This window comes from Streptomyces sp. NPDC043854 (genome assembly GCF_056436005.1).
This window is the reverse complement of the sequence record NZ_JBWKDK010000098.1, coordinates 1-11,271: the sequence shown is the minus strand read 5'-3', so window position 1 is coordinate 11,271 and position 11,271 is coordinate 1. Positions and strand designations below refer to the sequence as shown.

Below are 11,271 nucleotides of genomic sequence, written 5' to 3'. Positions count from 1 at the left end.
TCTTCACGCCCCGCATCTCAACATGGACATGCCCACGAGGCGGTCCGGACCGCGATCAGTACCACGATCGAGCGATCACGAACCGAGGAAGATCGGACTTAACGCCCACTTAAGTCGCTCCGGTACAGCTTGCGTTCACTCACCCCGCCACACCAACAGATCACCGGCTGCGGACCAGCAGATTCCGCCCCCACTCACGGCATCAGGTAACAACAGAACCACTCAAAGACTCACGAACCACCCTGTGATGTCCTTGTGGCCGGACACCTGACTTCGAGGACGAACGATCGCCGGCACCGTGCTGGTCGGAGATCGCCGATTCCGCATCGTCCGCCCCCTGGTCACTACCTCGAATGCCATGGTGGAGATCGCTGAAATCGAAGGCCGCCGGGAAGTCTGGCGGCTGCCCACCAGCCAGCTCCAAGCCGGGTACGACGAGACGTTCCGTGACTGGTGGCGCGATGTACTGAAGCTGCCCCGACTCCGCGTGCCGCGCGCCCCCAACGACGACAGGAGCCCCCTGGTTCCCGTCACCATCAGCGACTACTTCATGTACTGCGTCCTTAGGCAGAAGGAGATCGACTCCTCCGTCTTCGGAACCCCGGACAACTACTCCAAGGACATCAAGCGGAAGTACGTCTTCGAGATCCTCTACGGTCTGTACGACCCCGAGGCAGCCGGCCTACGCGACCGTCTGCGTGAAGTCACCACAGAACTGGCAGCCCTCACCGCAGATGCGAACACCCTGGAACGGATCCTCCTGAGCACCGCCTTCGCCTCCCGTGCCCAGCTGGAAGTCGAGCGACAGGAGACGGAGCGGGAGCTCACCCAGGCTCGCCAAGCCGACGTCAGCCTTACTGGCAACATCAACCTGACCGGGCCGACCACCGCCGCGCTCCGCGAGCGGATCGCCGAGACGGAAGCAGAGATTGCCCGGATTGCCGGTGCGACCGAGTCCGAAGCCGTCTCCGTCACCAACCTCCGTGAACTCCACGGACAACTCATTGCCCAGAGCCGCCGACTCACCCGCGCCCTGGTTGCCGAGCGACTCCTCAATGACTTCGAGTTCCACACCTGCCCCCGCTGCGGAGCCGGTGTACCGGACAGGGGAGACGAGCACACCTGCCGTCTCTGCCTCCAGGCCCACCCCAACCTTCCGGCGCCGTCCTCCCTGGCCGCGGAACAAGACCGGGTCATCGAGCAGGTCACAGAGACCGAAGAACTCATCGCCCGAAGCACCAACCGCCTTGCTCAGCTCCAGACAGCCCTGGCTACCAGGACCCAGCACCGGACAGACCTTGGTGCTCAACTGGACCGAGCGACTTCCACCTACATCACCGACCAGGCAGACCGCATCCGAAGCGTCGCTGCCCAGCAGGCCCGACTCGAGGAGCACCTCGCCCGCTTGGACGACGGCCTGGCCCTCCACGACCGGCTAGCAGGACAGGCCGAACGGGTTGCGGAACTGGAACGCGAGCAAGAAGTCCTCAACAGTAAAATTGACGCCACCCGCCACAGTAACCAGGCAGTCAGTGAACGCCTGCGGAAACTCGATGACGCCTTCGAAGCCGCCCTCCGCAGCTTCGACGCACCCCGCTTCGACGATCAGCCAGGCTCCTACATCAACAAGAAGACGTACATGGCTGTCGTAGACGGCCGCCCCTTCGCTGTCCTGCAATCGCAAGGTGTTGAGGTGCTGGTGAACGTCGCCCACGTCCTTGCGCACCAACACGTGGCACTCAACGACCCCGACATCCCCTTGCCCAATCTCCTGATTATCGACGGCATCAGCAGCAACGTTGGCCACGAAGGCGTCGACCTTGAACGCCTGCGGAAGATGTACGCCAGCCTCCTGCGCACCGCCACCGAGCACGTCGACCGCCTGCAGATCATCGTCACCGATAACGACTCCCCTCCGATCGACGGCATTCACCGAGCGCTAGAGCTTTCTGACACGGACCGACTGGTACCGGGCATTGACTCCCGCGATGGCGAAGCAGCAGCAGATCACACCCCTCCAGAGGAGGCTCCCGGCGCCTGAGGTGCGGCGGGGCACCGAAGGCCCGAGCTGATCGGGGTCATCACCAGTAAAGGCGAGGCCGGACAGGTTCACCTTGTCCGGCCTCGCTGCTCATCCTTCGGCCTATGTCCAGTGCATCCCGATCACGAACAGCCGCTTCACCCGGTTTGGTGACAGCGTCGAGGCCAGCTGCGCTGGTTGCCGATCCAGGCCCCCAGCCGGAGCTCCCGCTCCTCCTGGTCCTCACTGACGATCCGCTCGACGTGCTTTCTTGGCATCCGCAGGGGTCTCTCACGCTCGTAGAACTGGCGGGGCGGGCTGGTAGTTGACCGCCCACTTGTCGGTCTGCGTACGGTGCTGAGGACTTCTCGTCCTTGGCCGCGGGCTGGATCCCGAAGACCGCTCCGAGTGCCCCACGACCCGACAGTGAGTTCGGCGTTTGCGGCTGGCGGTGGACCTGGTCATCGATCCCGACCTCAGTCGTCACAAGTGCATGGGCGATGCGCACCTACGGCGCCTCGGCGTGGTCACCGGTGCCGAGCGCCGGGCAGTTGAGCTCGCCCGCGCGGCGTGAACGACCGCGCCGCGTCTCAGATTCGCAGCGCACCCATTTTAACATGCATGGTGCTACTCTTATTGGCATCATGCTGCTGAGACTGGACACCACGGACAGCCGCTCTCTTCACGAACAGGTGGCGGGAGCGATTCGGCGCGCCATCGCCGAGGGGGAATGTGGGCCAGGGGACCGGTTGCCTCCGGCTCGGGACCTGTCCCGGGCGTTGGGAGTGAACGCGAACACGGTTCTTCGCGGGCTGCGCGCCCTGCGTGACGAGGGCGTGCTGGAGTTCCGGCGCGGCCGCGGGGTCACTGTTGCCGAGGCCGCCGACCAGCGGTCGCAACTGCTCGAAAGAGCAAGGCGGTTGGTGGCCGACGCGGCGCACCTCGGATACAGCAGGAACGAGCTCATCGAAATGATCAGGGGGCTTTCGTGACCGACCGTACAAAGACGAACGGCGCACGGTGGGGGGCGGTTGTATGGGGGCTCGGGGTGCTGGCTGTCCTGGCCGCGCTTCCCCCCGCGGCAAGTGGACGCCTGCCGGACCGGCTCGCCACGCACTGGGGCAGCGGGTTTCCGGACGGCTCGATGCCCCTGTGGGCGACGGCACTGTTCCCCGCGCTGTGCTGGGCGGTTCTGGCGCTCTCCATCGCCTTCGCCGGTCGGCGCGGGGGATCCCCCTCGGGAGCCTGGGTGGGCGCTTCGCTGCTGTCCGGCGGGGTGTTTCTGGCAGGTGCCCAAGCGTCGATCGTGCGGGCCAACCTGGACCGGACCGACTGGAAGGATGCTGCTTCGGTTGGCGCGGGAGTGGCTGTCACGGCTGTCGTCGCGGTGGCGGCGGGCGTGCTCGGCTGGCTGGCCGGGCGGCGCGCAGCGCTGCCGACTGCACCGAGCCCGCTTGCTGTGGGTGACGTCATGGACATCCCGGCGGGCGAGCACCGGGTCTGGCTCTCCCGCACGTCGAACCCCTGGCTCCACCTCACCGCCGCGGTCACGGGGCTGGTGGCCGCGACCGCCACGGCGGCCGCGGGCGGCCTGATCGCTGTGCAGTGGGCGCTGATCACTCCGTTCGCGGTCGCCTCGCTCGGGGTCCTCGCCTTCTCCTCGGTGCAAGCGCGCGTGACGGAGGCCGGGCTGGAGGTGGCCTTCGGTCCCCTGGGCTGGCCGGCGCGCCGCTGGGCGGCCGGTGACATCGTCGCGGCGCGCGCGGAGAACCGTACGCCGGCGCAGGTCGGCGGCTGGGGCTACCGGCTCAGCGGGCTGGGAACGACCGTCATGCTGCGGTCCGGCGAGTGCCTGGTCATCCATCCCCGCAAGGGCCCCGAGTTCGCCGTGAGTGTCGACGACGCCGAGCGCGGCGCCGCACTCCTCAACGCCCTCTCCGCGAAGCAGCAAACGGGCGCGTGAGCTGGACTTCGCGGCTTTGGGACTTCGCCGCTGGAGCGGCCTGCCGCAGCTCTCGCACCGAACCGAAGCGGTCATCGGCGCCGCCAGAGGCACCCCCACCTGCCCCCAGCTCCTCGTCCTCGGCCGGCACGACACGCAGCCGAGCCGGCTACACCGCGGCCCACGAATCCCTGGACCGGGACCCGAGCACATCGCCTCGGCCCTGGGCCTGAGCGTCGACGAGCCCCGCGCGCTGCTTGCCCGGTTCGGCCGCTGGAGTCCGTACAGTTACTGATCCGGCGGCGTGTGGTCAGGCCGGGTCGGGGTGTGGGCTGGCCGCCGTGTTGCTGGTGGAGCCGCCAGGTGGCGGCGGCTTCGATTTGGGGGCAGATCCAGACCGGTGATCTCGGCGTGCCGCTGGGTGGCCGGGCCCCGTGGGTGTTGTTTGAGCGCCGGGTCGATTTCGGCATTCCAGAGCTCTTCGTTGGTGAATGGGCGTTGATGGTAGCGCTGTTGGAGTTCGGCGAGGTGGTCGGTGCTGCACGCGGTCAAAGGGCGGGGGCTGTCCTGCACGGGGTCGTTCGGGTGAGCGTAGGAGAAGTCCGTGCCAGGTCGTATACGACCAGGCCCGGCGGGATCGCCGTCCGGCAGAGGCTGCAGTCGTTACATGTTGTGGCTGCCCCGGCTGGCAGCACCGCCCTCGACCCCTGGCCGACAGGCCCTGGCGGTCCACCTCCGGTGGCCGGGATCGGCGGGCAAGGACGAGTGTTCCACTGGTCGGCCGGGCCGGTTGGCCGGTTGGCCCGTTGGCGGGTCGGGTCAGGCTCGTTCGGGGGAATCTTCGTGTAGTTGCCGGGGCAGACGCGGGGGTGAGGGCATCGGTGAGGTGCCCTACGCGTCACCGACCCGGGCCGTGAACGCGGCACCGGCAATGATGCGCTCCCGCCTTTTGAACGAGGGAGACTCTCGTGTCGCAGGTCAAGGAATCGATCGATGTCAACGTCCCTGTCCGTACCGTGTACGACCAGTGGACGCAGTTCGAATCGTTCCCGGAGTTCATGTCCGGCATCGAGCGGATCGAGCAGCGCACGGACACGCTCACGCACTGGGTGACGAAGATCGCGGGTGTGGAGCGGGAGTTCGATGCGGAGATCACCGAGCAGGTACCCGACCGCAAGGTTGCCTGGGTGACCATCGGTGAGGGGGCCGAACAGTCGGGTGTGGTGACCTTCGAGCCGCTCGACCCGTCCCATACGCACGTCACGCTGATGATGGACTTCGACCCGGAGGGGATGGCGGAGAACATCGGCGACAAGCTCGGCTTCGTCGACCGGCAGGTCAAGGGCGATCTGAAGCGGTTCAAGCACTTCATCGAAGAGCGTGGTACCGCCACCGGCGAATGGCGCGGCCGGGTCTGACCCTGATCACCGGCCGTGCTCGCATGATCGGCGCTCCGACGCAGGCCGCGAACGTGCCCTGCACAGGGCGGGGTCGTTCGTGGGCGTGTGAGCAGCAAACCGACGGACTTCATGGCCAGGGCCGAGCGGCAGAGGGCGGCGAGGCTCCGGGCCTGGGCGGTGCGGAAGACTGAGGCACGGCCAGGGCTGCGCCGGCACGCTGAAGCGTCCGCCGCCCGGAACCGGGCCAGGGGCCTTCGGCTGCGGCCCCGACTACCGGAGGTGTCGTCAGGCCTGGGCCAGGGCGACGAGTCGCGGGTAGGTGAGCTGTTCCGTCCGCCCGGCTGTGACATGGGTACGGGCCTCGGGGAGGAGTTCCTGCAAGGCGGCGTACCCGGCCGTGCAGGCCGCCTCCTGCCCGCCGGCGTCCGGGGGCGTCCAAAGGATGATCACCTGCTCGGTTCTGCGCGCTCCGTCCGGGGTGGCGAAGGACAGCTCGTGGACGACCAGACGCGCCTCGTCCGCGGGCAGCGCCCGGATCAGCTCTTCGTGGGTCAGATTGGCTTCCACCTCCTGCACCAGGACGGCCGACGGGTCCGCACAGCGGATGATCACGGTGTTGATCTCCCGCGTCTCCCTCACATGCCGCAGGGCCTCCAGACAATCCTCCGAGAAGCGGACCGGGCTGCTCACAAGGCTCTCGTCTCGATCGTGTTTGTCACGCACGTACCAACGGCGGGGGGCCCGATGAGGATGCGGCCCAGTGCAGGGCCGTGCGCCTTCCGCACCCACTCAGACGCGCCGATCATGCTCAGCTTCCCCGGCGTCGGGCCCGCGTCCTGGCCGAGATCGGCGAGGACCGCACCCGCTTCGCCACCGCTGGCGGCCTGGGCATACGCGGGAGCGGCCCCCATCACCCGCGCCTCGGGCAATCGCAGGTACGTCGGCCGCCGGTTCGTGAAGAACAGCCGGCTCAACCACGCCGGATACCTGTGGGCCTTCGCCACCTCAGCCACTCACCTGGAGCCAACGCGCACTACCGGCGTCGACGCGAGGCCGGAGTCTGGCACGCACAAGCTCTCCGGGCACCTGTTCAACCGCATGCTCGGACAACTCCACCACTGCCTCCAGAACCGCGTGTCCTTCTACGAATCCATCGCGTCTCCGCCGCCCGCCGCAGTTGGCTGATCACTCCTGATTACGGGACAGAGCGGTCTCGCAGGAGCCCAACGTGCGCGCCGTGCTGAGCAAGGTGGAGCTGGGTGAAGCCGACGCGGGTCTCGTCTACAAGACCGACTCCGCCAAGTCCGGTGACAAGGTTGTCGCAGTCGACATCCCGGACGAGCAGAACGCCGTGGTTTCCTACCCGGCCGCCACGCTCAAGCAGTCCAAGAACGCTGAGGCCGCGGCTGCGTTCGTGACTTGGCTGAGCACGCCGGAGGCACAGAAGATCCTTCAGGACGCCGGCTTCCAGAAGCCGTAACTCCACGCCTCTCCGATAGGGCCGCCCCCGTAGGGCGGCCCTATCGGCCTATTTGCCCGTCCGGTTGTCTCCTCCGCCGCGCGGGCTTCGCGTGTCCCCGCGCGGGGCCCCCAACTGGTGCCTGCGAGGAGGCTTCTTGCCTCCGGACCTGGCCCGGCAGCCCCGTCTAGGCGCGGGTGGAGCCGACTAATGCGAGGTAGCTGCATCTGCTAGGAAGTTCACGAGAAGTAGCGGTAGATGCGGACTTCCTGGCTAGCTATAGTCCGCATGTGCAATGAGCTGTGGTCATGCTTCGATGTCCCGGAACCAGCGACTCCACCGGTCGTCCTCATCCCGAGACGCGGGCTGTTCGGGCGGCGACGACATCCGGCGGGCGGAGTGTCCCCTGTGCGTTACCCCTGCGCCCCGCTCAGTTTCCATAAGCGCCCCTCGACGCCCGGCTGCCGACACGCGGCTCGCCGGCAACGGACAGCGAGCTACGGGCACGACTGCCGGCCGTACTCACCACGATCCGCTGTATTCGCGTACGTCTGCGAATGACGAACCACCCCGAAAGAGGGAGACCCCCATGAGATTGGCAGGTCTGCGGCGCGCCGGCGCGCAGAAAGCCCTGGTCGTCAGTGCCCTCCTGGTCCTCGTGGCACCTGGGACCGCGTACGCCGACACGGTGGCCGTGACCGTGGAGACGCCCGGCGCCACCTCGGGCCCGGCCTCCGCGTTCTCCGAGATATCGACATCCGCCCACTGCGAGAGCGGGCTGATCTCCGGTGGCGGCATCGACCAGGCCATCGGTACGGGCACCTCCTCCAACGGCAACAAGGTCAACGGCACCTCGCCCAGCCCCGACGGCAGCACCGAGTACACCGGCTCGACCGGCGTCGTCGGCACCGACGTGACCTACTGGCTCGGCATCGGCGGCAGCGGCGGCGCGGTCAACGCCTCCTTCTCCAGCACCCCGTCCGCCATGTGCTTCACCAGCGACCTGATCGACCACACCCAGGTGGTCATGAACAAGACCGCCAGCCCCACCACCAGTGGGACCGTGACCCTCGTCACCGCGACCTGCCCGGCCAACACCCGCCTGATCGGCGGTGGCGCACGCATCACGCCCGCCAGCGTCGGCAGCCTCAAGCCCATCGCCAGCTTCCCCACGTTCAACGACTCCGCGCACAGCTACGGCCAGAAGGCCGCGGCCAACGGCGAGACCAACGATGCGAAGTGGTCCGCCCGGGCGACGTGCGAAGGGCTTCCGGGCGGACTCCGGTCCCCACGCTGCCCCCTCACTCGCCACGGCGCCGGAAGCACGGCCGCAGCCTGGGCTGAACGGCGCAGCCTTTGCGACCGTCGACGGTGTGGCCGATCAGGTGGCGTAGGCGGCGGCGATGGCGATGACCAGCAGCGTGCCAGACCGTGAACGCTTCCCGGCAGGCGCATCCAAGGATCCGTCGGCGAACTGACCGGCAACCCAGTAAGCCAGCGCCACTTTGCGGCCCGACGGCCAGCGGGTGGGTGGAAGAGCAGCCCCAATTCCTCCAATACCTGGTCGAAGAGCGCTGGCGCTTCGGGCTCTTCGTTCCGGAGGAGGCCGGCGAGCATGGCGAGGGCGGGGCTCTCAACCCCGGCAATCAGCGCGTCCAGCCCTGCCTGGATGAGCCGGTCTGACCCGACATGCCTATCGAATGCCCTCTCACGCGCGATGTGGCTGAGCTGTTGAGAGCGTCATCGCGGGTCATCGGAGTCTTCTCGGTTGGTGTCTGGGAGAAGAAGGCTCGCACACCCGCCGACGCTGCTGCACCATGTTCCACGGTGGACTCCACTCTCGGGCGCACCACGATGTCCCGCACCGCACGGGGTGCGCACCATCCGACGATGCGCGGCACTGCCGCCTGCACCCGGTGCGCCGCACCTGCACCGCACGGCCCACGCACCACCAAGTCCCGGGCGGGATCCCGATGATGATGAGTCCTCAGACGCACCTCGCCATAGCTAGACGTGGCCGTGTTGATGTTGGAACAGATTCAGTGATTCTTTGAAACTCTGGGTCGGCTTGCACGGCGGTAACGCGAGACAGAAACTGAAGCTGGGCATTCCGGTCTCGGCACCTTAGCGAGTCAGGCCAAAGGCGCCCCTATTTGCGCGGACGAGCCTATGCCCGGCTGATCATCTGCGATCCCGACCGGCCTGAGCGACCGAAGGGGAATGCAATGCGTTACAGGCGATATTTGGTGGTGTTGGGCACACCCCTCCTCGCATCCCTGGCGATTTCTGGAAGTTTCACGGTGCACGCCTCGGCGTCCACACAGCGGGCAGAAGCCCCGTCGGCGCCGAACGTTTGCAACGCCTGGGAGGAGAACCCCTCCACCTTCTGCCGGGGGTGGCGCAACGGATACACCACTGGCACAGCTGCGGGTAAACGTGACGGAACGGCGTGCCACCCACCCAATCCTCACCCTGGATTGAGGCCTCCGGGGCCAAACGAATACGCAGACGGCTTTTCTGCCATGTACCCAAAGGCCTACAATTTCGCGTACAAAGAGTGGTCCGGGAAGGCGAAGTGCGGCGACACCGCACAATCCGAATACCAGAAGGGCTTTGCTGCGGGCCAGGCAGCGGGCAGCAAACGCACCGACAACTGCCCTGTTCCCGGAAGGCACATTGGGGCGGGCAGGCCCAGCGCGGAATACCAGCGGGGCTTCGCTGCTGGATGGGCCTCGGCGACAACTTGCAAGTGAGCGTCCGGAACCCGGCGAGCGGGGAGCGCCGGCCCTTGCCGACCATACGCAGATGCGCCCAGTCGACCTCAGGTGTGCCCCAGGCAGGTCGTCGACGTGGCCGGCGGAGAAGCGCGGGACGTCGACGGCCCCGGCTTTGCTCGCGCCGAACTGGACGCGTCCCCAGGAGACGGGTGCGATCCATCCCAGGCGGCGCATCCACTCAAAGTCGACCCGGCGTACGCCGAGCCTTGCGGCGGCCTGCTCCGAGCCGAGCGGCGCCTCGCGGTCCAGCAACTCGGCAAGGCCCTCCCGGGCGGCGACCTGGTCGACCTGGTCGGGGTTGAGTAGCCGCTGTCGTACCGAGGGTTCACTTGGCGGTCGACGAGGGTTCCCGGTCGGGTGTCAGTGGCACCACGTATGTTCGGCCACGCCGGTTGTTGATGGAGATGCAGGGGTGCGCGATGGCGTGGGTGGGGAATGCACGGCTGATGGCGGAGCCGGAGGTTGCGGAGTTTCTGGAGTCGGTCTTCGTGCCCGGCACGCGTCTTGGGGTGCGTGCCGACGACCCGCTGACCGCTGTCGAGGTCGTCGAGGTGGAGGAAGTCACCACGATCCGTGTCCCCAGCGGTCGGTTGATAGTCGACTCTCCGTGGTCCGAGGACCAAGGGCGCGAGATCGTGGCCCGCATCTCCCCGGGTACCTACCGCGTCGAGGCGGCTTGGACGGAGTCGCCGTACGAGCATGGCGGCAAGCACTTCGACGGACGGGAATGTGCCGCCACGCGTTTGCGCGTCAGTGACGACCCGGTGGTCGTCTGGGAGGCGGGTGTAGGGGTGAATGACGACATTGGGGATGCGGACGTCGCGGCAGCCGGGTTCCACTCTGACAGCGATGCCACAGGAGCGATTGCCGACGCCGAGGCTTGGGAAGTGCTGACAGCGCCGTTCCACCGCTTCCGACGGGAAACAGCCTCGTGGGGAACGCCTGGCCCCGACCGGGACACCGAGGACCTGTGCGACGGCTGGTTCGAGAAGAGCAGGGACGAGGAGTTGAAGGCAGACCTCATCGCCTTCGACGTTGCCGAAGGATGGTCCCCGGTCTGGATCGGGCGTACTCGGACCGGCACTGTGGCCTCGATCATCGTGCCAGGCCAAATGGCCACGACCCCCCTGGCCTGAGCTTGGCGTTTAGTAGCCGTTGCCGCACCGAGAGGTCCGTCAGCTTGTTGCCTGCCTGGGTTCGGTCCCAGATGGCATCCTGCTGGGCTCGCGCGAGCACGGCGACGGCCTGGACGAGCTCGCTGTCGGGGAGCCGGCGGTGGGCGTCGGCGTCGGTGCGAAGGATGTTGGCCAGCACCAAGGCGTCGAGGCGGTCCGACTTCTTGCTGCGGTAGAGCGGCACCGCCGGTCTGGGCGGTGATCTCGGCTGCCGCTTGCCGGCATGCTTGTGGTTGGCGGTTGGCCACCACCGTCGTGCATCCGGCGGCCGCAAGGCCCAGCGCGCTGGCCCGGCCGAGTCCGGCCGAGCCGCCGGTGACCAGTGCCACCTGCCCGGCCATGTCCGTGCTAGGGCCGGGGGCGCTCCGGGTCATGAGCTGGCGGGGAGCAACAGGCCCGGAGGGGGGGGGGGGGGGGGGGGGGGGGTGGGCGGGGGGGGGGGGGGGGGGGGGGGGGGGGGGGGCTTTTGGTTTGTCCCCTTTCTTCTCTCCCCCCCCC

At 67.6% G+C, this 11,271-nt stretch carries 9 protein-coding genes and 4 pseudogenes; 10 read left to right on the top strand and 3 right to left on the bottom strand.

What is annotated here, in order from left to right; translation table 11 throughout:
• Window positions 1-358: 358 nt before the first annotated feature.
• The 4 genes from AC068A_RS36580 to AC068A_RS36565 all read left to right on the top strand — a co-directional run bounded on the left by AC068A_RS36580 (window position 359) and on the right by AC068A_RS36565 (window position 5,380).
• On the top strand, window positions 359-2,041 hold the full coding sequence (locus tag AC068A_RS36580; protein ID WP_478590609.1) for a hypothetical protein: 1,683 nt from the start codon (window positions 359-361) through the stop codon (window positions 2,039-2,041).
• A 623-nt stretch (window positions 2,042-2,664) separates the two neighbouring features.
• Complete coding sequence (locus tag AC068A_RS36575) at window positions 2,665-3,012, top strand: GntR family transcriptional regulator (protein WP_478590608.1); 348 nt, start codon at window positions 2,665-2,667, stop codon at window positions 3,010-3,012.
• Complete coding sequence (locus AC068A_RS36570; RefSeq protein ID WP_478590607.1) at window positions 3,009-3,983, top strand: DUF1648 domain-containing protein; 975 nt, start codon at window positions 3,009-3,011, stop codon at window positions 3,981-3,983. Before AC068A_RS36575 ends, AC068A_RS36570 begins: the two co-directional genes overlap by 4 nt.
• Window positions 3,984-4,930: 947 nt before the next feature.
• Window positions 4,931-5,380, top strand: coding sequence for an SRPBCC family protein (locus tag AC068A_RS36565; protein WP_478590606.1), 450 nt, complete (start codon window positions 4,931-4,933; stop codon window positions 5,378-5,380).
• A 267-nt stretch (window positions 5,381-5,647) separates the two neighbouring features.
• Here the strand turns inward: AC068A_RS36565 and AC068A_RS36560 are convergent, their stop codons facing one another.
• A complete protein-coding gene (locus AC068A_RS36560) occupies window positions 5,648-6,052 on the bottom strand; it encodes a cofilin family protein (protein ID WP_478590605.1) in 405 nt (134 codons plus the stop codon).
• An 84-nt stretch (window positions 6,053-6,136) separates the two neighbouring features.
• Here AC068A_RS36560 and AC068A_RS36555 point away from each other — a divergent pair.
• The 6 genes and pseudogenes from AC068A_RS36555 to AC068A_RS36530 all read left to right on the top strand — a co-directional run.
• A pseudogene (locus tag AC068A_RS36555) lies at window positions 6,137-6,547 on the top strand (transposase); the annotation flags it as partial.
• 19 nt (window positions 6,548-6,566) lie between these two features.
• Window positions 6,567-6,842: pseudogene (gene modA, locus AC068A_RS36550) on the top strand (molybdate ABC transporter substrate-binding protein); the annotation flags it as partial.
• A 568-nt stretch (window positions 6,843-7,410) separates the two neighbouring features.
• Window positions 7,411-8,256 carry a hypothetical protein gene (locus AC068A_RS36545; protein ID WP_478590604.1) on the top strand — a complete coding sequence of 282 codons (846 nt, stop codon included), beginning with the start codon at window positions 7,411-7,413 and terminating at the stop codon, window positions 8,254-8,256.
• Window positions 8,257-8,351: 95 nt separating this feature from the next.
• Window positions 8,352-8,504, top strand: coding sequence for a hypothetical protein (locus AC068A_RS36540; protein ID WP_478590603.1), 153 nt, complete (start codon window positions 8,352-8,354; stop codon window positions 8,502-8,504).
• A gap of 1,142 nt (window positions 8,505-9,646) precedes the next feature.
• Complete coding sequence (locus AC068A_RS36535) at window positions 9,647-9,904, top strand: hypothetical protein (RefSeq protein ID WP_478590602.1); 258 nt, start codon at window positions 9,647-9,649, stop codon at window positions 9,902-9,904.
• Between the two features lie 23 nt (window positions 9,905-9,927).
• Window positions 9,928-10,734 carry a DUF4241 domain-containing protein gene (locus AC068A_RS36530; RefSeq protein WP_478590601.1) on the top strand — a complete coding sequence of 269 codons (807 nt, stop codon included), beginning with the start codon at window positions 9,928-9,930 and terminating at the stop codon, window positions 10,732-10,734.
• Window positions 10,735-10,765: 31 nt separating this feature from the next.
• Here AC068A_RS36530 and AC068A_RS36525 read toward each other — a convergent pair.
• Window positions 10,766-10,939 (bottom strand): annotated as a pseudogene (locus AC068A_RS36525) (IS110 family transposase); the annotation flags it as partial.
• Between the two features lie 67 nt (window positions 10,940-11,006).
• Window positions 11,007-11,114, bottom strand: a pseudogene (locus tag AC068A_RS36520) (hypothetical protein); the annotation flags it as partial.
• Window positions 11,115-11,271 lie beyond the last annotated feature (157 nt).